Consider the following 23,854-nt stretch of genomic DNA (forward strand, 5'->3'; position numbering starts at 1 on the left):
TCCGACGATGAGGCCTTCGGATCAGAACGAGGTGTTTGAGTTATACAGTAACGCTAAAAAACAAGCAGCTCGCCTGTTTCATTATGAAGGTGAGGCCGATTCAGTTTGCCGATTGAATCGCGACAGCAGCACCCGATCCAGCAGCCAAACAACTACCAGCGAAGCCCCCACCAACGGAAACACCACCGCCAATGCAAACATGATGACCATCGCGGTTTTCCATTTCGGCAAATCGTGGCGCAGCGGCGGAACACCGAATTTTCCCTGTGGACGGCGCTTCCACCAGATCACCACACCGCTGACGGCGCTGAGCAGAATCATCAGGCAGATCAGCAGGATGATGATCTGATTTAGCGGGCCGAACATTTTGCCTTCGTGCAACATCACGCCGATTTCCGTCGCGCGGGCGACGGCGCCGTACTGCTCGAAACGCACGTCGGCGAGGACGTCGCCGGTGTACTGATCGACGTGGAGCGTGGCGTCGTTGCGCGGGTCGTCGGCGAACACTGCGATGGTGAACACGCCAGTTGCCGTGGTCGGCAAGGTGATGCTGTAACCCGGTTCGACCTTGCGTTGCACTGCGATGTTCTGCACGTCCTGCAGGCTGATGGTCGGCGCCGCAGGGCCGGCTTGCGTGCCGCTGTGGGCCATGTGTTCGGCGTGGTCGCCGGACATTGGCATCGGTGTGTTTTCCATGGCCCAAGGCACGGTCTGGCGGGTGGCGGTGTTGAGGCTGCGAGCCTCGACATCGGACTTGGGCACGTTGTCCCACATCGCGGCCGGAAAGACGTTCCACACTTGCGCGTATTGCTTGCCCCAGAACCCGGTCCAGGTCATGCCGCTGAGCAGCATCACCAGCAACAACGACGCGCCCCAGAATCCGGTCACCGCGTGCAGGTCACGCCAGAGCACTCGACCGCGACTGCTCAAGCGTGGCCACAGGATGCCGGCCGCCTGGCCGCGTGGCCACCACAGAAAGACGCCGGAGACCACCAACACCACGCCCCAACCGGCGGCCAGTTCGATCAGTCGATCACCGACGGTGCCGATCATCAATTCGCCATGAATCGCTCGCGCAACGGCTTGCAGATTCTTTTTCGCGTCTTGCTCGCCGAGGACATCGCCGTGGTAGGGATCGACGAAAACGTTGAGCTCGTTACCGCCATCGAGCACGACAAATTGCGCGCTGCGCTCGGCGTTGACCGGTGGCAAATACTGCTTGATCGTGGCTTGTGGATAAGCCTCTTTCACCCGCTTGAGCAGGTCATCGGCCGGGACGCTGTGATGCCCGGCCGGGACGTTCAGCAGGCTGCCATACATCAACGGGTCGAGCTGCGGCTTGAACAGGTAAATGATGCCGGTCAGGGCCAGCATCACCATGAAAGGCGCGACGAACAGACCGGCATAGAAATGCCAACGCCAGGCCAGGTTGTAGAAATTCGGTTTGGGCTGTTTCATCACGTGTGCTCCGCTTTGGCATGGATCTTTTAGTTGTTTGTTTGCGGTTGCTGCGCAACCGATCGCGAGCAGGCTCGCTCCCACAGGTTCAACACTGTCCATGTGGGAGCGAGCCTGCTCGCGATGCTTTTAGAAGCTCATGTCCACCTTGGTCCAGAGCGTGCGCCCCGGTTCTTTAATGGCTTGCGGGTCATTGGCCGGGTAGCCGAAACCGGCGTTGCCGGCCAGGTTCAAGTGCTCGGCGTACGCCTTGCCGAACAGGTTGTCGACGCCGGTGCTGACCTTCCAGTTTTTGTTGATCCGGTACGCGCCATTGAGTGAGAACACGCCAAACCCCGGGGTCTTGCCGAAGTCCTTGCCGACCACGTTTCCCTTGTTCTGGTCGATGCGGTTTTGCGCCGCGACCACTCGCCACAAGGCCCCTGCGCTCCAGTTGTCTTCGCTGTAGGTCAGGCCGAAACGTGCGTCCAGCGGCGGCATCTGCGGCAGTGCGTTGCCGTCGCTGCTGTTTTTGCCCCAGGCGTAGGCCAGGGTCGCATCGGCTTTCCAGTGACTGGTCAGCTTGTAGGCCGCACCCAATTCGCCGCCCATGATCCGCGCGTCGATGTTCTGTGCTTGCGAGGTCATGCCCATCATTGTTGGGGTGTAGTTGAACAGGATGTAGTCGCGCACCTGTCCGACGTAACCCGAGGCCCAGGCTTCGAGGTCTTCGGTCTTGTATTGCAGGCCGAAGTCGAGCTGGGTGGTTTTTTCAGGCTTGATCGAGTCGAAGGCATTCACCGAGCCGGCGGGGCCGGACTTGGGTGAAAACAGCTCCCAGTAATCCGGGAAACGCTGGGTGTGACCGAGGCCGGCATACAGCGTGGTCGGGCTGTCGGCCAGGTCATGCTCGTAACGGACGAAGCCGCTTGGCAGTGTGTCGGCGCGGGTGTCGTCGGCGGTCGGGTTAGGGCGCGCCATCATCCCGGACCCAGTGGTCTGCCGCAAATCCTTGGCCGAAGCACGGTCCAGGCGCGCGCCGGTAATCAGCCGGTCGCGGTCGGCGGCGTACCAGGTCAATTCGCTGAACACACCGTAGTTGTGGAAGTCGGCGTCCTTGTTGCGCGGCAAGTCCTTGTAGACGTCGATGCCCATGGCGCTGCGCTGGCGATGTTCGCTGGTCTGCGCATCGATGCCGCTGATCAACTGCACATCGGCCCAGCGCCAGGTGGCTTTGATCCGTGCGCCGAGGGTTCGACGGTCGACGTTGGAGGCCATCGGGCCTGCCATCATGCCGGTGCCTGACGGCGTGCGCAGGGTGTAGTTGTCCATCACGTGGTCGGCGTAGTTGTAGTAGATCTGCGCCTCGACCTTGTCCAGCACATCGCCGATGTTCGACTTCTCGAAACGCAGGCCCAGGCTTTCGCGCTTGAACTGCGAACCGTCCATGCCGCGACCGGCATAACGCGCTTCGCCATCGCCCTTGCCGGCGGTGAGTTCCAGCAGGGTGTCGGCGTCCGGGGTCCAGCCCACTGCGACGTCGCCATTCCACTTGTCGTAGCGCGACGGCACGGTGTCGTTGTTGCCGTCCCGGTAGTCGTCGGCCTGCGCGGTGTTGCCGATCACTCGCACGTAACCCAATGGCCCGCCGGCAGCAGCGTCCACCACTTTGTCGAAACGGCCGTTGGAGCCCGCCAGCACGCTGGCGTTTACCCGAGTGCCGAGTTCGCCGAAGCTTTCCGGCTCACGGTCGAAGAGGATGGTCCCGGCCGATGCGCCTGGTCCCCAGAGCACGGTTTGCGGGCCTTTGATCACGGTGAGTTTGTCGTAGGTTTCCGGCGAGATGTAGGAGGTCGGTGCGTCCATTCGGCCGGGGCAGGCGCCGAGCAACTGGCCGCCGTTGGTGAGGATGTTCAACCGCGAGCCGAACATGCCGCGCAGCACCGGGTCACCGTTGGTGCCGCCATTGCGCACCAGGGCGAAGCCGGGGATGGTCTTCAGGTAATCGGCACCGTCGCTGGCCGGCACCGGTTGGCGCGGGTCCTTGGGATTGGTGACGATGGTCAGGGGCGAACTCGGCGCGATGGCGGTGATCACCGTCGGGCTCAGTTCTTCACTGTGACCGGCGTGTTCATCGGCAAGCACCATTGGTGTCAGCAGTGCACCGCAAAGGAAGGCGGTGGCGTGCCTGAAACGAATGCTGGATTCGTTCGGGGCAAAAGAAGCTTGGGCAGCGCACAAGCGTGTGTCAGCAGAAAACCTGGACATGACAATTTCCATCGAACAGTCGTAAACGACACGGCCGGCAGTTTGCGCATTCCTTGTGGGAGCGAGCCTGCTCGCGAAAGCGGTGTGTCAGACGACATGAATGTTGACTGACACTCCCTCTTCGCGAGCAGGCTCGCTCCCACAGGTTGCTGTGGCTGTCTTCGAACCGTGTGAGATCGGGGTGTGTTTACGCGGCGATGGGCGGGGCGCGGGTGCGGGCGCCGGGGAAGAAGGTTTGCCGGGCGTGGCCCAAGCGAGGGGAAGGGGTGGTGAAGGTGGTGGCTGTTGGCGTGTCGAACGCGACGAAGGACTGGCCGCCGGTCAGCGCCGGGCAATTGAACAGCAGGCTGCAATAGCCGCATTTTTCCCAGAGCGCGTGATGTTCGGCCTTGGGCGGGCAGTGCTCGGCAGCGGGTTGCGCGCCGTGGTCGGCGTGCTCCATCGCCGACATGTCCATGCTCATGTCCATCGACATGTTCATGGACATGTTCATGGACATGTTCATGGACATCGAGGCGCGTTGATCCATCGGCATCGACTGAGAAATCAGCGGGCCGATAAAGATCATCAACATGGCGAACAGGCTGATCCAGCTGCCGCGCGTCAGGCTTAATGGCTGACGACGGTGTGCGGATGACCTGGCGCTAAGCGGGCGCATGGGCGTTTTTGCTCAGTCGCTTACTGGGCGTGGGCGTGCGTCTGCATGCCTTCCGGCGGCTTCTTCTGCACCGAGACTTCGACCGTCACGTCGCCGGACTTCTCGAAATGCATCGTCAGCGGGAAGCGTTTGCCATCGCTCAGCAGGCTGCGATCTTTCAGGTTTACCAGCATCACGTGGTAGGCCATCGGCGCAAAGGTGACGTTGCCACCGGCAGGAATGTCGACGCTCGGCACCTGCTGCATTTTCATCAGATCGTTCTGCATGACGTGCTCGTGCAGCTGGGCTTCGCCTGCAATGGGCGAGTCGACGCTGAGCAAGCGGTCAGCGGTTTTGCCACCGTTGTGAATCACGAAATATGCCGCGACCGTTGGCGCGTTGGGCGGCAACTCCTGCGACCACGGATGAGCAATTTCCAGCTCCCCGGCCTTGTATTCGTGAGCATTGGCAAAACAGGCAGGCAGCAGCAACACAGCCAGGACGATGAGTTTGTTCAACATGGCAGTTCTCCAGAACGATTCAAAACGCAGGTCAATTGCGAGAAGGAATCACACCAGAGGGGAAGCGCGGGGGTTGAGGCTCGGCCATTGCTGGCGCGGTGTCGGTGTATCGAGAGAGGCATCAGGCAGGCTTCGATTGGCCTCGAAACGCGCGAAATACAGTTGCGGCACATGCCCGGGCAACGCCACCAGTGGCGCGGAACCTGAACAGCACCAGCAATGTTGCATGTTGGAGTGATCGTCGTTCTGCGGGGTTTTCTGTTCGATATCGCCCAGGGAAATCGCCACCATCCTGGTGCCGCTGGACGAACAGAAACTGCCCCACAACACTTGCTCGGCAGGCGATTTCGCCGTCTGCGCCATCGCTCCCGTCATCGGCATGGCGAGCATGTTGAACAGCACTGCGAAGCAGGCGATCCAGGCAAATGCGAGCCGTTGTCGGGACATGGGACAAATCCGGTTGGGTGGGGGATCAGGCGCGGCTATTTAGCCTGATCAGGGCCGATAAGTAAAAAAGCGGCGTGCGGTGTGGTGTCGCAGTTAAAACCGTTAGTTTCTACGCCATCAGTGCGCACGTACCACATGTACTTCCATATCGACTCCAAGCGTAGCGCGAATGACGGCGAATATCGCAGCCAGGTTGTCCATGCTTGGGTTGCCCTTGGCAGACAGCATTCGATGGAGACTTTTGCTCGGTTTTGCTGTTTCTTTCGCCAATTCTTCAAAACCTACGGTAGCGTTGACCAGGTCACGCAAAATGATCCTGGCCATTTCAGGTTCACCATTAAGAAACAGAGTAGCAGCCTCATCCAACAACGCCTGGGCGAACTCGGGGTCACGTTGGGCACGCTCGGCAATGGTGTGTTTGTAGCTTCGGGTGAGCGCCATGACTTTATCTCCGGGGTCGTTCGGCTTTTTTGCGGGTTCGAAATTCAGCTATCAGTGTTTTTGCCTTTTTAATGTCGGCTTTCTGAGTGGACTTATCGCCTCCAGCAAAAAGGATGATCAGGCGTTTCCCTTCTTGCACAAGATAGATTCTGTAGCCCGGCCCCCAATTTATTCGGTATTCGCCGAGACCTTCGAACCACTTGATGTTGGAGCTATGGCCTAGCTCTAGTCGGACCAATGCGTTGGATACCTTAAGCGCTGCCTGAGCATTTAAGGTGGAAAACCAGCGCCCAAAGGGGCTTGTATCGTTTTCCTGCAAGTATTCTTCGAGTGTGATCACAGGCGGCCCTGAAGGTAACAAATAGGTTACTGTTCATGCAAGCCGATGATCCTGCCTTACTGAGCAAAGGTCGCCAACGCATCAAGTGTTTCTTCAAGCGTCACAAACTCCCGATCAACCCCCGGCAACACCGGCCGCTGCAAAACAATCACCGGCACCCCACGCTCCCGTGCCACTTCCAGCTTCGGCTCGGTCGCGGTGCTGCCGCTGTTCTTGCTGATCAGCACATCAATCTGCCGACGTTCAAACAGCGCACGTTCATCTTCAATCAGAAACGGCCCACGCGCGCCGATGACTTCGCAGCGTTCGTTGCCCGGATAAACGTCCAGTGCACGCAAGGTCCAGAATTGCTCTGGCGGGATTTCATGCAGGTGCTGCAATGGTTCGCGGCCGAGGGTGAACAACGGTCTGCGGAAAGGTTTGAGGGCCTCGATCAATTCGGCCCAGTCGCTGACATCTCGCCAGTCATCCCCGGCCTGTGGTTGCCAGGCCGGGCGCCTTAACGCCCAGCAGGCAATACCGCTCAACCGCGCAGCGGTGGCGGCGTTCTGGCTGATTTGTGCGGCGTAGGGATGGGTGGCGTCCAGCAGCAGGTCGATCCCTTCATCCCGAATGAACTGCGCCAGCCCTTCGGCACCGCCGTAACCGCCAACGCGAACCTGACAGGTCAGATCTGTCGGCACACGCCCCACGCCGGCCAGGCTATAGATGTGTTCTGGCCCGAGGGTGCGGGCGATGACCAAGGCTTCCGTCACGCCACCCAGCAGCAACACGCGCTTCATTGAAAGGCTCCCGCATGGCCAACAATCCCGCCCTGGCGATCGATGGCGAACACTTCGACCTGAACCTGCGCTGGCACCACGCTGCGGGCAAAGTCCAGCGCGTGCTGACACACCGCATCACCCAGCGCGATCCCGGCAGCGCTGGCCATTGCCAAGGCTTGCTGGCTGGTGTTGGCCTCGCGAATCCCTTGCTGCAACGCCTCATCGGCGCCAATCGCCGCCGCCCACTCGGCCAATTGCGGCAGGTCGATGCTTGAATGTCGACTGTGTAAATCCATGTGCCCGGCCGCCAGTTTACTGATCTTGCCGAAGCCGCCGCAGAGGCTGAGTTTATCCACAGGCACTTTGCGCAGATGTTTGAGCACTGCGCCGACGAAGTCGCCCATTTCGATCAGGGCTATTTCCGGCAAGTCGTAGACCCGGCGCATGGTGTCTTCGCTGGCGTTGCCGGTGCACGCGGCGATGTGCAGGTAGCCGTTGGTTTTGGCGACGTCGATGCCTTGGTGGATCGAGGCGATGTACGCCGCGCAGGAAAACGGCCGGACGATGCCGCTGGTGCCGAGGATCGACAAACCGCCGAGAATCCCCAGGCGCGGGTTCATGGTTTTCAGCGCCAGGGCTTCGCCGTCCTCGACGTTCACCGTGACCTCGAAACCACCCATGTAATCAAGCTCCTCGGCCAGCAGCGTCAGGTGCTCGCTGATCATCTTGCGCGGCACCGGGTTGATCGCCGGTTCGCCGACGCCCAGCACCAGCCCCGGCCGGGTCACGGTGCCCACGCCACGGCCGGCACTGAAGCGGATGCCTGGCTCGCAGTGCAGGCGCACCTGGGAAAAGAGCAGGGCGCCGTGAGTCACGTCAGGGTCGTCGCCGGCGTCCTTGATCGTTCCGGCTTCGGCGCCGTTGTCGATCAGACGACAGAACTCCAGACGCATCTGCACCTGTTTGCCCTTGGGCAGAATGATCTCGACGGCGTCTGCTTCCACGCCACTGAGCAGCAGGCGTGCCGCCGCAAGGCTGGTGGCCGTGGCGCAGCTGCCGGTGGTCAGGCCGCTGCGCAGTGGGGCGGGTTGTTCCGCGGTTTCGTCACGCATCAAGGGGTTTCGTCACGTCTAGCAAGGTAATCGGCAGCGCCTGGCGCCAGGTGTCGAACTCGCCCAGCGGTTGCGCCTGAGCGACGTGGATGCGGGTCAGTTCACCGCCATGCCGTTCGCGCCAGGCCATCAGGGTCACTTCGCTTTGCAGGGTGACTGCGTTGGCGATCAACCGGCCGCCGGGTTTGAGCTCGGCCCAGCAGGTGTCGAGAACGCCTTCGCGGGTGACGCCACCGCCGATGAAAATCGCGTCCGGGCGTTCGAGTCCGTCCAGGGCTTGCGGTGCACTGCCGCGAATCAATTGCAGGCCGGGGACGCCCAAGGCATCGCGGTTGTGTTCGATCAACAACTGTCGACCTTCATCCGCTTCGACGGCCAGCGCCCGGCAGCTCGGATGAGCGCGCATCCACTCGATACCGATCGAACCGCTGCCAGCGCCGACGTCCCACAGCAGTTCCCCGGGGACCGGGGCGAGGCGCGCAAGGGTGATGGCGCGCACATCGCGCTTGGTCAGTTGGCCGTCGTGCTGGAAGGCGGAGTCTGGCAGGCCGGCCAGTCGCGACAGGCGCGGCGTGTTCGGTTCGGCGATGCATTCGATGGCGATCAGGTTCAAATCGGCGATCACAGGATTATTCCAGTCATTGGCGACACCCTCGATGCGTCGTTCGGCTTCGCCGCCCAGATGTTCCAGCACGGTGAGGCGACTCGCACCGAAACCGCGCTCACGCAATAACGTCGCGATGGCGGCCGGGCTCTTGCCGTCGTTGCTCAACACCAGCAAGCGAACACCGCTGAACAACTGCGCATTGAGTGCGGCGATGGGACGGGCAACCACCGAAAGCGTGACCACATCCTGCAACGGCCAGCCCATTCGCGCCGCCGCCAGCGAGCAGGAGGAGGGCGCCGGCAGTATCAGCATTTCATCGTTGGGCAGTTTTCGGGCAAGGCTTGCGCCCACGCCAAAGAACATCGGATCGCCGCTGGCCAGCACGCAGACCGGCTCGCCGCGTAGCGCCAAAACCGGTTCAAGGGAGAAAGGGCTGGGCCACAACTGCCGCTCGCCACGGATGCACACCGGCAGCAAATCCAGTTGCCGCTGACCGCCAATGATCCGCGAAGCGCGCAGCAGAGCGTGCCGGGCGTTTTTGCCCAGGCCCTTGAAGCCGTCTTCGCCGATTCCCACTACTGTCAGCCACGGTGACATCTACAGCCCTCAAATATAGTCCTCAAACGGACTGTTCCGACGGGCAGGCTTTTCATGCCGTCGAACAAAGCAGGCATAATACCGCGCCTTCGCCCGCGAAGCGCCTTTCCCACACAGCCGGTCGCCTCCTTGAACAAACGCCCGATGTCCTTAGCCTTACGCCCCTCGGCCTGCCCGGGGTTGCTGCGTATCGTCCAGGCACTGGATGGCGGTATCTGCCGGATCAAGTTGAATGGCGGTTCGATCAGTGCGGCTCAGGCCGACGCGGTGGCCAGTGCTGCCGAAAGGTTCGCTGGCGGTGTGATCGAGGCGACCAACCGCGCCAATCTGCAAATTCGCGGGATTGGCAGTGAACATGGCGCCATGATCGATGGCCTGATGGCTGCCGGGTTGGGCCCAAGCACGGCCGCTGGCGACGATGTGCGCAATCTGATGCTCAGCCCGAGCGCCGGGATTGATCAGCAAATGCTGTTCGATACGCGCCCGTTGGCCGAACAGATCCTCGCCACGCTGCAAAGCCATGAACGCTTTCACGACCTCAGCGCCAAGTTTGCCGTGCAACTGGATGGCGGCGAAGGTTTGGCGATGCTCGAGCATCCTCATGATCTTTGGTTGTGCGCCACTGAGCGAGACGGCGAGCTGGTTTTTGCATTCGGTCTGGCGGGTTGCCCTGTGGACCCGCCTGTGGGCGCGGTGTCATTGGAGCAGGGTCATGCGCTGGTGGTCGCGGTGCTGGAGTTGTTTCTTGAGCTGGCGCGTCCCGAGCAGACACGCATGCGGCATTTGCTCGCTGAATGCTCGCTCGACGAATTTCTCGCTCGTCTGGCCGAACGTGTGCCGTTGATGCCCATCACGGGTTGGCAGCGCAAGGTAAGTCCGGGTGTCTTGCACATCGGCGTTCATCCACAGCGTGAGGCCGAACGTGTGTATATCGGCGCGGTGCCGCCGCTGGGTCGCCTCAATCCCGCGATGCTCAGAGGCGTCGCACAACTGGCACGTGATCAGGGTGACGGCAGCTTGCGTTTCACACCCTGGCAAAGCCTGTTATTGCCCGGTGTTCATGTCGACACTGCGGCTCAAGTTATCCACAGTCTCGAACAGTTCGGCCTGCGTTGCTCGGCCGACGATGCCTTGGCGCATCTGATCGCCTGCACGGGTTCCGCTGGCTGCGGCAAAGGCCTGGCCGATACCAAGAGCGACGCCTTGCAATTGGCGGCGCTGCTGCAACGTCACGGCCAAACCCTGAACGTGCACCTGTCCGGTTGCCAGCGTTCCTGCGCGGCCGCGCACAGTGCGCCGGTCACGTTGCTGGCGATTTCTCCCGGTCATTACGACCTCTATTTTCGCGATGCAGCGCAGCCGGGTTTCGGCGCGCTGCACGCACGCAACCTTACTATTGAAGCGGTCGCAGCCTTGCTCGACGCCCGCTCACGGAGCCCCCTTGATGCTTGATTACATCCGCGACGGTCAGGAGATCTATCGCAACTCCTTCGCGATCATTCGTGCCGAGGCCAACCTTGCGCGTATTCCGCCCGATCTGGAGAAACTCGCGGTCCGTGTGATCCACGCCTGCGGCATGGTCGACGCCATCGACGGCCTGCAATTTTCCGAAGGCGCGGGCAAGGCCGGGCGTGATGCGCTGGCCGCCGGTGCACCGATCCTGTGTGATGCGCGGATGGTCAGCGAAGGCGTGACCCGTACGCGTTTGCCTGCGAACAACGAAGTCATCTGCACCCTGCGCGATGACAGCGTTCCGGAGCTTGCTCGTGAGTTGGGCAACACTCGCTCCGCCGCTGCGCTGGAGCTATGGCGCCCGCACCTTGAAGGCAGTGTGGTGGTGATCGGCAACGCGCCGACCGCGCTGTTTTATCTGTTGGAAATGCTCGACGCCGGCGCGCCAAAACCGGCACTGATCCTCGGCTTCCCTGTAGGCTTCGTCGGCGCCGCCGAATCCAAGGCAGCGCTTGCGGCAGACAGCCGTGGCGTGCCTTTCGTCATCATGCAAGGTCGGCTGGGCGGTAGCGCCATGGCCGCCGCCGCCGTCAATGCCCTCGCCACGGAGATCGAATGATGCAGCAACCTGGACGTTTGATTGGCCTGGGCGTCGGCCCCGGTGATCCGGAGCTGATTACTGTCAAAGCCCTGCGCCTGCTGCGCGAATCGCCGGTGGTGGCGTACTTCGTCGCCAAGGGCAAAAAGGGCAACGCGTTCGGCATCATCGAGGCGCATTTGCAGGACGCGCAAACGCTGCTGCCGCTGGTGTATCCGGTGACTACCGAGGCGCTTCCGGCGCCGCTGTCGTACGAACAAGTGATCAGCGATTTCTACGATGCGGCCGGCGAAGAACTGGCCGCACACCTGGACGCTGGCCGTGACGTGGCGGTGATCTGCGAAGGCGATCCGTTCTTCTACGGCTCCTACATGTACCTGCACGATCGACTGGCCGAGCGTTACGAAGCTGAAGTTGTGCCAGGTGTTTGCTCGATGCTCGGCGGTGCCTCGGTACTGGGCGCGCCGCTGGTGTATCGCAATCAAAGTTTGTCGGTGCTGTCGGGCGTACTGCCTGCCGACGATCTCAAACGTCGTCTGGCCGATGCCGATGCCGCCGTGATCATGAAGCTGGGGCGCAACTTTCCCAAGGTCCGTCAGGTGCTCGAAGAACTCGGGCTGGCGGAGCGTGCGCTGTACGTCGAGCGCGCAACCATGGCCAACCAGAAAATCGTCCCGCTGGACCAGGTCGAGCCGATGTCCTCGCCGTACTTCTCGCTGATCATTGTGCCCGGCGAACGGTGGCAAGGCTGATGGCCCGTCCAGTTCCGGCGATTGTCATTCTGGGCAATGGCAGCCTCGCGACCGCGCGTAAGATTGCGCAGTTATACCCTGGCGCATTGATCCATGGTCTGGCCGAACGGGTGGAAGGCGCGGACCGCGTCTATCACGAATTCGGCGCCACCTTGCGTGAGTTCTATCAGCAGGACACGCCGATTATCGCCTTGTGTGCGGCCGGCATCGTGATCCGGACCCTGGCGCCGTTGCTGCTGGAAAAAGGCGCCGAGCCGCCGGTGCTGGCCGTGGCTGAAGACGGCAGCGCCGTGGTGCCGCTGCTCGGCGGCCTCGGTGGCGTGAACGTCATGGCGCGCGAGATTGCTGCCGGTCTCGAGGTCGCTGCGGCGATCACCACCAGTGGTGAATTGCGCTTCGGCACCTGCCTGCTCAATCCACCTAGCGGTTACGCCCTCGGCGATCTGGAACTGGGCAAGCGCTTCGTCTCGGATTTGCTCGCCGGCCAAAGTGTACGCGTCGAAGGGGCTGCGCCGTGGCTGGCGCAGGCGCAGTTGCCGCAAGATCCTCACGCGCAGCTGTCGATCCATGTCGGCCATGCTGAGCGTGCGCCAGCAGCCAATGAATTGATGATCTACCCGCGCAATGTGTTGGTGGCGGTGAGCGCTGAGGTCGCGGATCTGTCAGGCGCCATTCGTTCAGCCTTGCATCAGGCGAACATCGCCGTGCAATCGGTGGCGTGCCTGTTGGCCAGCGATCTGAACATGGCCAGCACGGCATTGCGCGAAGCGGCACTAGAACTGGGCGTGCCGCTGCGGTTTGCGTCGGTCAGCGGCGGCGTTAGCGAGTTGTCCCGCCACACCGTGCCGAGCGCTACCATCGTGTCAGCGGATACCAGCATTGCCATCGCGGTAGCCACTCAGCCGCTGGACGCTGCGCAGATCGGCCGTGCACGCGGTCGTTTGGCGGTCATCGGTCTGGGCCCTGGCGCCGCCGAACTGATGGTGCCAGCGGTCAAGGCCGAACTGGCCAGGGCCACCGACGTACTCGGTTACGAAACCTACGTGCGCATGGCCGGGCCGTTCCGCGAAGACCAAGTGCTGCATTGCACTGACAACCGCGAAGAGATGCAGCGTGCCCGCCACGCCTTCGAGCTGGCGGCGCAAGGCCGTTCGGTGATTGTGGTTTCATCCGGTGACCCCGGTGTGTTCGCCATGGCGGCGGCGGTGCTTGAAGCGTTGCATGAGTCGAGTGAGCCAAGCTGGCACAGCGTCGATCTGGAGATTCTCCCGGGTGTCTCCGCTTCGCTGGCGACCGCCGCGCAGGCCGGTGCGCCGTTGGGCCACGACTTCTGCGTGATGTCGCTGTCGGACAACCTCAAGCCTTGGGCGATCATCGAGAAGCGCCTGGACCTGGCCGCCGAAGCCGATCTGGCGCTGGCGTTCTACAACCCGATCTCCCGTGCACGGCCGTGGCAACTGGGCCAGGCGCTGGAAATCGTCGGCCGGCATCGCACACCGGAAACAGTGGTGGTACTGGGTCGCGACATTGGCCGCCCTGGCCAGACGTTGCGGGTCACCACGCTCGGCGAACTGACCCCCGATCAGGTCGACATGCGCACCATGGTGCTGATCGGTTCTTCCACCACCTGCGTGTTCCCTCGTGCCGAGGGTGGCGAGTGGGTGTATACGCCTCGTTGGTATGGCATCAAGCCTGCTTCCTGAACCACAGCGGCCCCGCGTGGGCCGCTTTTCACTTATTACATCCTGTCTGCTGGTCGGCACTTTCACTTGGCGTTGATGCGTCATTTATTTCACCAGTCGTTGTGGGATTTATGATCCTCGTCACGAAGAATTAATACTGTTTTCTGTCGCCGCTTTCTTTCTTTATTCAGTGCATTTTTTGTAGTCGAAAACTTCGGCGTTACGCATGAGTCACAGCGCCGCCTGTTTGCTGTTGGTTTCAGAGATTTTGTTTGTCTAAGTGCGGTTATTTAAGTCGGCAATATAAGGTTTTATATTTTTAAAATTTGATTGTATTGAAATTAATTGAATTTCTTCTGGTTTGAAGTGCCCGCTTTTACGATTTAGCTTTATCTCGTGTGAAGTAGTTGCTTCGCGTATTTATCTGGTCTCGTTCAAAAATACGAAAGAGCTGACGTTGTCGTCGAGCGGTATTTGCGCGTCTGACTTTTAGAATTTAATTGCATGTATTGAAGTTGGAGAGTGTCTTGTCTAAAAGTCATCAGGATGTTCCGTATGTCGGTGAATATGTAAAATTCGCAAAACTTTTTAATCTTAAAGATCTTGAGCAAGCGTTAATTTCGTACAAGGGTAACCCTGAATACGACGCCATCTTCAGGTATTACTCAGGTTGCATCGACTTGCTCGATTCGCCCAGGATGCTGGAGCCACTGAACCTGTTGAAGCAAGCTTTGGCCTCTTTAGTAGGGCCTGTGGGTCGACCACGACGAACGACTGAGTCGCTTCCGACCCCGCGCCCTACCCCCGATGTGGCAGACATCTACGAACGGCTCGAAGGTTTCGAGGCTCGTTTGTCGAACGGTGCGCAGCAGTTGCAAGCGCCCAAAACCAACGTTCCTGACAATTTGCACTTCGTCTGGCTCGGCGGTGGTATCGGCGATATCCAGCGCGACTACATCAATATCTGGAAACAGACACTGGCTGGGCAGGGTTACACCCTCAAACTCTGGTACGACAGCGACGCATTGCTGGCCTACGAAACCAATCGGATTATTGTCGAGGCGGCCAAGGCTGACGCCATGATTAATGGCGGGCAGGCCAGTAGCACCGCTATTGAATTGGGCGACAAGTATGAAGAGCGGGTCATCGCTCTCAAGCAGCAGATGTTTGCGCACATTAATAAAGAGGTAAAGAACGGTGGGAGCGCCGACAACGCCAGAATCGATCTGTTGGTCAGAGCCTACAGTCAAGATGAAGGACGGTTGCAAGTACTCAGGGGAAAAAACCGCCAGAGTTTGTTGTCGTTGGGTGAGGGCGCTATTGTTCTTCGCGATCTCGCCAACAAGGCGATACCGTTGTATTTGCAGGACATCTACGAGCGAGAAATCAGCTTGCGTGGCAACTTTGCTGCCGCCTCCGATATTGTCCGCGTCGAGGCACTGTTCGCTGACGGTGGCAGTTATGCAGATGTGGATAACCTGCCGCCACTGTTAGAAAACCTGGGCGGGGTGGATATCAGTCGGTTTGGCTCGGATGCACGCCAGGGTGTTTTGCAGTTGATACTTGACCACAGTCCTGAATGGATGCCGGGGCGGCAGTTTACACGCAGCAAGTACACAAACTATTTCGAGGCAATTCCCCTGGAGTACCGTAAGGCGCTGGAGAATTTTGCCAAGAGCAGCCCTGATATCAGCAGTGTTTTCCGGCGCCCGGTAGAGCGTCAGGTGCGCCCGGGTGGGCTGCGTGCCGTCGCCGAACGAAGCTCGTTGAATAACGCCTTCATGATGGCTCATCCCGGGGCGGCAATGCTCAAGGCTGTTCTTGACCGTTTCAGGTTTAACTATGAGGTGGTTGATGCCACCGGCCGGTTAGCCATTGAAGGAAAGATTGCGCTTATCGACGCTCAGGCAGTCATTCAGGTTGCCAAGAAAGTGGTTGAGAAAAAGTTCGGACGCTTGAATGAACTGCCGAGTGAGGAAGAATTAGCGATTAATTTATTGATGGAAGCTGCCGCTACTTACTACAGCGACGGTATCCGTCCACAGAGTGAAGTGACCATTTATCTGACCGGGCCTGCTGCGATTCGCGATGGGCTGAGGGATTACGAGAAGATGCATTTCACCCCACAGGGCGCTGAAGCTTCGAGAGCTGAAGTCGCCATACCCGCCATCGACACTGTCAACCGGGCGACCGAGGAGGAACAGGACCATTCCTGGAAGGAGAGCGAGAGCAACACGGCTCAATGGCTGAATAGAGAAAAGCAGCATTGGGAGGCCGGGCAGTTCAAAACCCGCTATGCCGGCGATGTCACACAACTGCTCAAGTACCAGAGCATTGATTTCGAAGAAGGCTGGCCGGTGATCGAAGGTCGTCATGTGTTGATCACCGATCTGTTGCAGCAACTGGCCGATGATCTCGGTGAGCCATTTCGCCAGGCGATGAGTCAGCGCCACAACGGCAGCGTGACGTTTGAAAAACCATTGTCCCTGAGCTTCGATGACCGGCAAGCGATCATCGCTCAGGATGCCAGCATCCGCCCCCCGGCTCCACTCACGGACGCGACGACACAAGACCTGTCAATGGATGAACTGCTGATCCAGGTCGCCAAAGACCCAGTTCTCACCGTAAAGCTGAACCCGTTGCAACGTCTAGTGCTGGGTGGGCTATTGGGGGTCAATACTCTGGATCACCAGCATTTTGGTGCCGCCAGTGCAACGCTTGAAAACCTTGCCAACACGATGTCGGAGTTGGGGGTCATCCACCGTTACGGAGCCATTGAGCGGGAACTGTTCAAGCAAAGTCATCCGGCTTTCCTTGCCGGGTTGAAGGGGGCTGCCAATCCGTCCGTGGCCTCGTCTGACACCAGTGTCGATCTCAAGAAACAGGCACTCGAACGTCCGCTGACCCTGCGGGAGTGGGGACGGTTGGTCGCCAGAATTCAGCAGATAGCGGAACACGAGTACCGCGACCGGGTCCTCGAACGAATCGGTGAAGTGCTGGAGAGCTTCAAGGACAACAGTTTCAAAGTGGCGCCACAGGACTTGTTGCTCAAAGGCGCGGGCGACCGGGTTGCCGGACGCTGTTACCCACTGGCGCTGGCTATGGCGGCGGCGCTCCACAAAGGCAACACGGCGGCAAACATCTTGAGGGAACGCTTTTATCTGGCCGTCGCCGACTCTGAGCACGCGGACTCAAAGGGGTTTGTCAGCATGATCGAGGAGCTGCGTGACGCGCCTGTCAATGACATAGGCAAGCCACTGAGTCGCTCTGATCTGGCGCAGGTCGTAGCGATACTGGAAAAAAGAACGGCCAGTACGACCGTAATGCTCAATTCGGAAAACCACTCGATGCTAGTGGCGAAAATTTTTGAAGGCGAGCACAGCAATTACCTGTTCTACGACCCGAATTTAGGGACCTGCGAGATTGTTACGTCGTTGGCGTTCAGTGAAGCATTGGCGGACTTTTTCCTGCGCAAAAAAATGGCCATGCATTACGCAGCCTTTGGCGATGCGCAACGGCCGACCTTTGATCTGATCGAGCTCGATGGTGCAAAACTGAACAAGGTAGTACTTGCCTCCGGTACTGAGGTTTCAAGCCTTTCGGAGCCAGGCGCGTTGCCGGAGCAAACGGTGCCGCAGGTAAGACAACGGCTGGCCAGTGCTCGGGGACAGTCGCTGGTCAACAATGCGGCGTTGGGCAGTTCATTGCTGGAACTGGATGCGCATTGGTGGGGTGGGCAGATCGCGCAAGCGACACGGCAGTTGCAGGAGCAACACGGGCTGGCGTCGGATTCTGTTGCGTTGTTCGAGACCCTGGAGATAACCCCGACAGGGGAATACGCAATCAGTCTGGTCAACGCCGATGCCGGGCAGACCATTGTGCGTGTCACCACCAGCGATCACCGGTTCCTGAGAATTAAAAACTTCCTCTCCGAAACCTTCCATTCATTGGCCGCTCGCCCGCGTGCACCGGTCAATTCGATTGATCCGACGGACGCCGGCAGCGTTCATACGCTCAATGCCGGGTTCACCGTACAAGCCTTGATGAACGCACTGCGTCATCACGAAGGGGCGGCCAGCGGTGGTGACAAAGCCCTGACCACCGCCATTCGCCTGCATGCCTACGTGAACTATGCCCAGCTGGCCCATGGCAACATAGTGGATGTGTTCGGCGTAGTGAACCTGGTGCGTCAGGCACTGGACGATGAAAAACTGATCGCCCGCACCAGCGCACCGTTGGTGCAAAAGGCCTTGGGGCATATCGCCAATGAAGGCGTCGGTACTGTGCTGGGGCTGGTGAATGTCGGGTTTGATATTTATCAGCTAAGCCACGCCACCAATGAGATTGAAAAGGCGCAGTTCGGGACGCAGTTGGCCTTCGACTCCGCGAGTGCGGTGTTGGGCGCCGCGGGACTGGGGGCCGCCCTGGCTGGCGCGGGTACGGTGGCCGCGGTGCTGGGGGGCGCCGGGGTGATTCTTGGCGGGTTGGCAGTGGGCGTTACGGCACTGGCCGAAGGCTTTGCGACCATTGCGGAGGAAGCCAAGGAGGTCGCGTTGTTTTTTGACGGGCTGGAAAAGGCGTATTTACAAGGCGGCTATCACCTGGACAGGGCGTCGAATGCCTGGATTACGCATCCCTTGCTGGTGTTTGCCGATCTGGATTTGCGCGCATCCACCGTCCATTTCGACAGCCCGAAACTGTTCCCGCTTCGGAACCATTTCGGGGTGCCGGATTTCGATGTGGATTACAACCGCGCCACCGATATTCGCCAGGGCCTTGGGTTGCCGGACTCGGCGCGTTTCTCACCGCAGGCCGGGCAGACGATCGTGCTGCCTTGCACACCCAAGACCTGGTACGGCTACGGCTACAAGTTGCTGCCGTTTGTCACGTATCGTCATGCCAATGGGTTCGACACGGCACGTCGACTGGAGAAAAAGAACGAACAGGGGGAATGGCAGTTTCTGTTTTCGTTCTATTCGTTTCCCGGCGAGTACGTGGTCAACCGGCTGAACCCGGTCTACCAGCCAACGGTATTCAATGTTCGTCTCGATAACGTCGAACGTTCACTGGCAGTACCTGCGCTACCGAAGATGTGGCACGGGCTGGTGTCCTACCGGTTAGAAGGCGCAGGAGCTCAATGTTTCGTGCTGCTCAATCCCGGGGTTAGCCTCGAACTCGCCGCCCCCGGTCACATTGCTATGCAATGGGTGCTGCTGACGCCATGGCTGGCGGAGACGGACATCCGGATAGAAGCCGGAGGGCGCCTTGTCTCGGGGACATTGGATGTGACATTCAGTGGCACTGGCGTTCACCATGTGTTGCTCAAGCTGTCGAATAACAAAATCGTGCTCGTTGATCTTGTTGCCCGCCAGTTTGAAGTGGTCGAAGAAGAGGCCAGTCCTGCCCTCGGGGAACAAGCGTTGCTGGATCACTTCAAGACACTGACCCATGAACATCGCCTGGCCACGTCTTACACCCCTGTTCGCAATTTCGTGGTGCCGTTCGAAAAACCGGACGAGCCCAGGACGGTCACCGCGTATTACGACTCGGCTCAGGATCGTTTTCTATACATCCGCGACCCACAGGTGCTGTTGGCCGATGAGGCCGTACTGGGGGCGGTGGTGGAGGGTTCGGCTTACTTCTATCACCCCGATGATTTCTATGTCTGGCAGGTCGATGCGATCACCGGAACCCTGATTCAGCGCTATCGTTTGCTGATGAGAGATGGCGTGGCGATTGTCCACTTTGAGGTTGTGACCAATGGTGGCATTCAGATCGTGCAGCAGCTCCCTGGAAAGGATGGCCAGCGCGATGAGCTGACCTATGTGATCCATGACCGGGCCGTGATGCTCAGTTCGATCACCTGCGGTCAGGATCCTGCGCTGCGGACGCTTTTGAAGGCTGACACGCTGACGGACTGGAAGCAGGTCCTGGGCTACTATCACTTGCCGGCAGAGTCCTCCAATACTGTGAGCTGGCGTCCCGGTGCACTGGTTTCGATTTGTTGGCAGATCGATGCCGAGTTGCGGGATCTGGTCTGGGTGCGCAGCAGTGACGGGTTGATTATTCGAGCGCCAACCAGGCGTCACCGTTCGCGGGGATGGGCAGACTCGATCAAGGCCTTGAATGATCTTGTGCTCATTGCTCCCGCCGGTGTCGAGGGCGAAGTGTTCATTACCTACGACAAACTTCACCAACGCCTCATGTGTCAGCAAAGGTCGATGGTGGGGGGGCGCGCACAATGGTCGTCCAGCGACATCTCTCCCCCTGGGCTGAAAAATGTTATCGCCGTTGAGCAGGACTATCTCGTCCTGACCGATTCCGGTCTGTTCTTTGACATTAAGCCGGACGGGCATCTGAGACTCGGCGGGCTGACCGAGCACTGGCTCAAGGAAAAAACCCAATGGTGGTTGGTGCTGGAAACGGTTGCATTGCAATACCCGGTGCCGAGTTTTGCCATCCTGGGTTTGACCGGTTTCAAAGGAGATGCCTTGTGCGCCTGGTACTTGGGGAGACGGCTGCTGCTCGCTGAAATGGGGCACGGCAAGGAAGTACGGTTGCTGAGTATTACTCCAGACAATCAGGCCACCTGGCTGTTCGATCTTTCAACCGGCAAGATTGTCCGTCAAGGTTTTATCAATCCAGACCATTTGAGCACGGCATTGGCCGACGGAACGAAACTGCTACTGGCTGAGGCATTGCCAGCCCCGACGCAGGAATGGGCGAGCTGGACCTTCAGCGACGTAACAGTGGAAGGCTCTGGCCTGAGGGCCACGACGCTTGACGGTGTGGAGCTGGATTTACAGTACAAAGAACCGGTGCGGATTACGGGCGTTAACCGCCATTGGGTCGCGGCACTGGAAGGTGAGTTGAGTGAGGGGCTGGCGGCGCTGGCGGCGCTGGCGAACGAACATCGATGCGCCGATTTTCTGTCCGTCGAAGACCCTGACTACCAACAATGGTACGTGGTCCGGACCGGACGGTTGCTGCGCATTCCGAAGATCGCCATTGCTGCGCCATTCACGCTCGTCGGCACCCAGCACCAAACCAATGTGATGATGCATGACAGCAGGGATGGTTTTTTGCACACCTACCCGCAAAACAACAGGGTCGGGCCGCTCGACTATGTCCAGCGAAACGCCGAAGTACTGGTGATCGAGGGGGCGAAAACGCATACGGACCTGCTCCCGTTGATTGCCGATGATGTCAGCATCCTGGTGCTCAAACTGGGTCAAGGCTCAACGACCTGTCGGCTTACCAGAGCCGCGTGGTTGAAACTTGAATCGGTCATTGTCGATTGCCGGCATTCGCTCGACCGCGCGCCCTCGGTTCCGGGAAAACTGATCTGGGATATCGTGGTTGCGGATCAGTTGTGGGCGAGCCGGGTCGATGAGCACTTGGTGATTGTGGATACGGACAGCGGACACAGTTTGATCTTTCGCGACGTGTTCTCGGCCGATGTCGTTTTGCAACGGAACGTATTTCTGACGATGAGCGGCTATCAGTCCTTCGCGGTGTCAACACTGGTGAGTGCCCTGGCCCGGAAGGGCAGCACGAGCAGTGTGTTACTCAAAGGCATTTTGCCCAGCGCAATAGTTGAAAAAACAGAAGGTTGAGTTCTGACAGCCACTGACACATTGAACCTGTTTGATGTGTCAGTGGGTGCGCCTGGTATCTCGAAGGTCGACTGCTATTGGCTAATCCCAGCGTTCGGCGTCGCCCCTTCACATGTTGAAACGTGTGAAGGGGTTTTTTATGTGTGCGAGGCGGTTTATGGCCTTGCCTTCCTCAAGGTAAATCGCTTCATGACTTGTTCACGGAGCTTGGTCTCCATAAGCGGTCTTTTTGTGTCGAGTATGGCTCTGTTCAATTTGAGAAAGGCACTGCGTTGAATGAGGTTTGCCGATTGATTTTCCCAGGACCAAAACAAGAAGCCGCTCTTCGTTGTACTGGCGACCAACTCGAGGTTGAAAACGGCTATATGGAGATTTCTACTTGAGTCATAACAGGCAGGAAGCACTTGGAATCGACGTCCTTTAAGGCTCTCGTCGTCCAATGAACGCACGGCGTCAGCGTCGTGTTGCAAGGCGTCGAGGGTGTCAATCATGGCGTTTGCTTGCCGGGAGTCGCTCAGGGCTTGCGCTTTGCGCACCAGAAAATCGGCAACGTTGCCAGGAACATCAAAACGTGTTCGTGTCGTAATGGCTCCTTCATGGAGCGACCAGCCGAGAAACATGAGTGTGCGAACATATTCCTCCAGCCAGTATTGTGAGTTGGCAAAACGATTATGGGCGAGGTCGGCAGACCGTGTGGCAATGTGCGTACAGTTGGTTAAGTCGTCAAAGTCTTGCAGAGTAAGCTCGCCGACACTTGAAATTAGATTGGGGCCCGTCACCACACCGGACGGTAGCGTATTGCTCATAAGTAACTCCTGATAAAAGAAATAATGATACATAGCGAGGGTATTGCACGTTGTGCAATGTCCGCAGCTTACAGTGGTGGGCGTCAGTGCCGGCTTTGTTATATGTGTGAAGCTTTTTCTTGAGCTTGGTATCGCTCTTGTACACATATGGAATTTGATTGTGGTTTGTCTGTCCGGGTAGGGTGCGTTAGATTCGCCTTGCCCTCTTCAGGGCACTATTAACTTATTAAATGGAATGTTGAATATGGATATTATTGAAAGTGCTATCGGTGTCGAAAAATGTACAGCTTTAGTGAAGGCGCGTATTAGTCGGCGGCTGTCTGCGCAGCCTGTCATTCGTATGCGATCATTTGTGGCAGCAGACGCTTCGAGCCCGACCAAAGAGCTGGATGCGGTCGTGCTGGCCAATACACTGGTGGGTTATGGCGAAAAGATTACGCTTGAAAATATGGCGATCATTGAAAACCTGATCAAGTTTTCGAAGCTGGAGGCAAGTTACGAAGTTCCAGGCGACGACCCTCAAGCGTGGTATCTCGCGTTCCTGAAGTGCATGGATGAAGCAGGGTGTTTCGTGGCAGATTCCGGTTACACCGTTTATCAGAAGAGTTCCCGCCAATTGACCATGGATAACATCGTTACCGACATCGTCAAGGCCGGTATGGATGCAGCGAAAGCCGCGATTCCGGGGGCTTCTATACTCAGCGCAGTTGCTGATTCGACATTGGATGCCCTGAAGAAGGAACCGCAAGCGATCAACTTGTTCAATCGCGAAGTTACAGGTGATAAAGGTGTCAGGCTGGCGGTGATGCCATGTGATCAATTGGCCAATGGCATTATCGTAACTTCGTTGGTGTCGATCGACAGCGTGGGCGGCAGTAACGAAACTGCACCTATTTTCTTTAACTGGAGAACTTCGGGGCGCGATATCTTTCGTGGTAGCGCTTTTATTACATTTAATCCAATTCGTTATGCCGCGCTCAAGAATGAGCTGGAAGAGTACTTGGGGCAGTATTACAAGCCGCTGCTGCAAAACCGGTTCAATCGCCGCAGGAATGCTGCCAAGTAAATAATCAACGCCATACAAAAATCAGGGTCGAGGGATTTGGATCCTTCGGCCTTGCGCGTTCACGGAACCAGATAGCCCTTCACCCCGGTAAAGATGATCTGCGCCGCCAATGCGCAGACGAACAACCCCATCAACCGGCTGACGATCTGCAAGCCCTGGTCACCGAGAATGCGCTCGATGCGGTTGGACAGATAAAGCACCACGCCGACCGTAAAACTGGCCAGGGCAATACTGAGAATGGCCGTGAGTTTGTCGTCCCAATGGGGCTGACTCACGCCCATCACCAGCAATGCGCCGATGGTACCGGGGCCGACCGTCAGGGGAATGGTCAGCGGGACGATGGTCACGTCCTGCTGCACGTTGTCAGTCTGCACCGCCGACTTGCCCTGAGCCATGCCCAGCGCCGAGATGAACAACACACTGCCGGCACCGATGCGGAACGCGTCTACGGTGATGCCGAAGACACTGAAAATCACTCGCCCGAACAGGTACAGCAAGATGCTGGAGACCAGGGTGGCAGTCGCCACTTTCCAGGCCAGACGACGTTGCTCCTTGCGCGAATAACCGCGAGTCAGACTGATGAAGCAGGACAAAACGAAGAACGGGCTGTAGAGGACCAGCATCTTCAGGTAAACGCTGAACAACACGTGGAGCATGGTGCAAGCTCACTGGCGAGGGAAGTCGAGGGGGAGTCTATCAGGCGCTGCGGGG

18 protein-coding genes are annotated in these 23,854 nt (G+C 58.8%); 6 read left to right on the top strand and 12 right to left on the bottom strand.

What is annotated here, in order from left to right; genetic code table 11:
* Nucleotides 1-81 precede the first annotated feature (81 nt).
* From PMI27_RS03750 to PMI27_RS03705, 10 genes are all read right to left on the bottom strand, one after another.
* On the bottom strand, nt 82-1,458 hold the full coding sequence (locus tag PMI27_RS03750) for a PepSY-associated TM helix domain-containing protein (protein WP_008153785.1): 1,377 nt from the start codon (nt 1,456-1,458) through the stop codon (nt 82-84).
* Between the two features lie 129 nt (nt 1,459-1,587).
* Complete coding sequence (locus PMI27_RS03745; RefSeq protein WP_008153784.1) at nt 1,588-3,705, bottom strand: TonB-dependent copper receptor; 2,118 nt, start codon at nt 3,703-3,705, stop codon at nt 1,588-1,590.
* A gap of 187 nt (nt 3,706-3,892) precedes the next feature.
* Nucleotides 3,893-4,363 (bottom strand): DUF2946 domain-containing protein, encoded by a 471-nt coding sequence (locus PMI27_RS03740; protein WP_008153783.1) that lies wholly within the window; start codon nt 4,361-4,363, stop codon nt 3,893-3,895.
* A gap of 20 nt (nt 4,364-4,383) precedes the next feature.
* Entirely contained in the window at nt 4,384-4,863 is a 480-nt protein-coding gene (locus PMI27_RS03735; RefSeq protein WP_008153782.1) for a copper chaperone PCu(A)C, read from the bottom strand.
* Nucleotides 4,864-4,911: 48 nt separating this feature from the next.
* Complete coding sequence (locus PMI27_RS03730; protein ID WP_008153780.1) at nt 4,912-5,310, bottom strand: DUF2946 domain-containing protein; 399 nt, start codon at nt 5,308-5,310, stop codon at nt 4,912-4,914.
* Between the two features lie 117 nt (nt 5,311-5,427).
* A complete protein-coding gene (locus tag PMI27_RS03725; protein ID WP_008153779.1) occupies nt 5,428-5,751 on the bottom strand; it encodes a helix-turn-helix domain-containing transcriptional regulator in 324 nt (107 codons plus the stop codon).
* Between the two features lie 4 nt (nt 5,752-5,755).
* Complete coding sequence (locus tag PMI27_RS03720) at nt 5,756-6,091, bottom strand: type II toxin-antitoxin system RelE/ParE family toxin (protein ID WP_008153778.1); 336 nt, start codon at nt 6,089-6,091, stop codon at nt 5,756-5,758.
* Nucleotides 6,092-6,147: 56 nt separating this feature from the next.
* Nucleotides 6,148-6,873 carry a cobalt-precorrin-6A reductase gene (locus PMI27_RS03715; protein ID WP_008153777.1) on the bottom strand — a complete coding sequence of 242 codons (726 nt, stop codon included), beginning with the start codon at nt 6,871-6,873 and terminating at the stop codon, nt 6,148-6,150.
* Complete coding sequence (locus tag PMI27_RS03710) at nt 6,870-7,967, bottom strand: cobalt-precorrin-5B (C(1))-methyltransferase (RefSeq protein WP_008153776.1); 1,098 nt, start codon at nt 7,965-7,967, stop codon at nt 6,870-6,872. Before PMI27_RS03710 ends, PMI27_RS03715 begins: the two co-directional genes overlap by 4 nt.
* Nucleotides 7,960-9,171, bottom strand: coding sequence for a bifunctional cobalt-precorrin-7 (C(5))-methyltransferase/cobalt-precorrin-6B (C(15))-methyltransferase (locus tag PMI27_RS03705; protein WP_008153775.1), 1,212 nt, complete (start codon nt 9,169-9,171; stop codon nt 7,960-7,962). Before PMI27_RS03705 ends, PMI27_RS03710 begins: the two co-directional genes overlap by 8 nt.
* A gap of 144 nt (nt 9,172-9,315) precedes the next feature.
* Between PMI27_RS03705 and cobG the strand changes: the two genes are divergently transcribed.
* The 5 genes from cobG (at nt 9,316) to PMI27_RS03680 (ending at nt 21,271) form a co-directional block, all read left to right on the top strand.
* Entirely contained in the window at nt 9,316-10,623 is a 1,308-nt protein-coding gene (gene cobG / locus PMI27_RS03700) for a precorrin-3B synthase (RefSeq protein WP_033053594.1), read from the top strand.
* Nucleotides 10,616-11,242, top strand: a complete 627-nt coding sequence (locus PMI27_RS03695; protein WP_008153772.1) for a precorrin-8X methylmutase — start codon at nt 10,616-10,618, stop codon at nt 11,240-11,242. Before cobG ends, PMI27_RS03695 begins: the two co-directional genes overlap by 8 nt.
* Nucleotides 11,242-11,973 carry a precorrin-2 C(20)-methyltransferase gene (locus tag PMI27_RS03690; RefSeq protein ID WP_033053597.1) on the top strand — a complete coding sequence of 244 codons (732 nt, stop codon included), beginning with the start codon at nt 11,242-11,244 and terminating at the stop codon, nt 11,971-11,973. Before PMI27_RS03695 ends, PMI27_RS03690 begins: the two co-directional genes overlap by 1 nt.
* Nucleotides 11,973-13,676: a precorrin-3B C(17)-methyltransferase gene (gene cobJ / locus PMI27_RS03685; protein ID WP_008153766.1), complete on the top strand. Its 1,704-nt coding sequence runs from the start codon at nt 11,973-11,975 to the stop codon at nt 13,674-13,676. The genes PMI27_RS03690 and cobJ overlap by 1 nt, the downstream gene beginning before the upstream one ends.
* A gap of 506 nt (nt 13,677-14,182) precedes the next feature.
* A complete protein-coding gene (locus PMI27_RS03680; RefSeq protein WP_008153765.1) occupies nt 14,183-21,271 on the top strand; it encodes a TcdA/TcdB pore-forming domain-containing protein in 7,089 nt (2,362 codons plus the stop codon).
* Between the two features lie 155 nt (nt 21,272-21,426).
* On the opposite strand, the gene PMI27_RS03675 is transcribed toward PMI27_RS03680, so the two are convergent.
* A complete protein-coding gene (locus PMI27_RS03675; RefSeq protein ID WP_008153764.1) occupies nt 21,427-22,077 on the bottom strand; it encodes a hypothetical protein in 651 nt (216 codons plus the stop codon).
* Between the two features lie 244 nt (nt 22,078-22,321).
* Between PMI27_RS03675 and PMI27_RS03670 the strand changes: the two genes are divergently transcribed.
* A complete protein-coding gene (locus tag PMI27_RS03670; protein ID WP_008153763.1) occupies nt 22,322-23,143 on the top strand; it encodes a hypothetical protein in 822 nt (273 codons plus the stop codon).
* Nucleotides 23,144-23,202: 59 nt separating this feature from the next.
* On the opposite strand, the gene PMI27_RS03665 is transcribed toward PMI27_RS03670, so the two are convergent.
* Nucleotides 23,203-23,799 carry a MarC family protein gene (locus PMI27_RS03665; RefSeq protein ID WP_008153762.1) on the bottom strand — a complete coding sequence of 199 codons (597 nt, stop codon included), beginning with the start codon at nt 23,797-23,799 and terminating at the stop codon, nt 23,203-23,205.
* Between the last annotated feature and the right edge of the window lie 55 nt (nt 23,800-23,854).

This window comes from Pseudomonas sp. GM41(2012) (assembly GCF_000282315.2).
In the GTDB taxonomy this organism is placed as follows: domain Bacteria; phylum Pseudomonadota; class Gammaproteobacteria; order Pseudomonadales; family Pseudomonadaceae; genus Aquipseudomonas.

Coding starts and splice junctions, on each gene's coding strand:
- PMI27_RS03750 (WP_008153785.1), bottom strand. CDS start 1,458: ATGAAACAGCCCAAACCGAATTTCTACAACCTGGCCTGGCGTTGGCAT.
- PMI27_RS03745 (WP_008153784.1), bottom strand. CDS start 3,705: ATGTCCAGGTTTTCTGCTGACACACGCTTGTGCGCTGCCCAAGCTTCT.
- PMI27_RS03740 (WP_008153783.1), bottom strand. CDS start 4,363: ATGCGCCCGCTTAGCGCCAGGTCATCCGCACACCGTCGTCAGCCATTA.
- PMI27_RS03735 (WP_008153782.1), bottom strand. CDS start 4,863: ATGTTGAACAAACTCATCGTCCTGGCTGTGTTGCTGCTGCCTGCCTGT.
- PMI27_RS03730 (WP_008153780.1), bottom strand. CDS start 5,310: ATGTCCCGACAACGGCTCGCATTTGCCTGGATCGCCTGCTTCGCAGTG.
- PMI27_RS03725 (WP_008153779.1), bottom strand. CDS start 5,751: ATGGCGCTCACCCGAAGCTACAAACACACCATTGCCGAGCGTGCCCAA.
- PMI27_RS03715 (WP_008153777.1), bottom strand. CDS start 6,873: ATGAAGCGCGTGTTGCTGCTGGGTGGCGTGACGGAAGCCTTGGTCATC.
- PMI27_RS03710 (WP_008153776.1), bottom strand. CDS start 7,967: ATGCGTGACGAAACCGCGGAACAACCCGCCCCACTGCGCAGCGGCCTG.
- PMI27_RS03705 (WP_008153775.1), bottom strand. CDS start 9,171: ATGTCACCGTGGCTGACAGTAGTGGGAATCGGCGAAGACGGCTTCAAG.
- cobG (WP_033053594.1), top strand. CDS start 9,316: ATGTCCTTAGCCTTACGCCCCTCGGCCTGCCCGGGGTTGCTGCGTATC.
- PMI27_RS03695 (WP_008153772.1), top strand. CDS start 10,616: ATGCTTGATTACATCCGCGACGGTCAGGAGATCTATCGCAACTCCTTC.
- PMI27_RS03690 (WP_033053597.1), top strand. CDS start 11,242: ATGCAGCAACCTGGACGTTTGATTGGCCTGGGCGTCGGCCCCGGTGAT.
- cobJ (WP_008153766.1), top strand. CDS start 11,973: ATGGCCCGTCCAGTTCCGGCGATTGTCATTCTGGGCAATGGCAGCCTC.
- PMI27_RS03675 (WP_008153764.1), bottom strand. CDS start 22,077: ATGAGCAATACGCTACCGTCCGGTGTGGTGACGGGCCCCAATCTAATT.
- PMI27_RS03670 (WP_008153763.1), top strand. CDS start 22,322: ATGGATATTATTGAAAGTGCTATCGGTGTCGAAAAATGTACAGCTTTA.
- PMI27_RS03665 (WP_008153762.1), bottom strand. CDS start 23,799: ATGCTCCACGTGTTGTTCAGCGTTTACCTGAAGATGCTGGTCCTCTAC.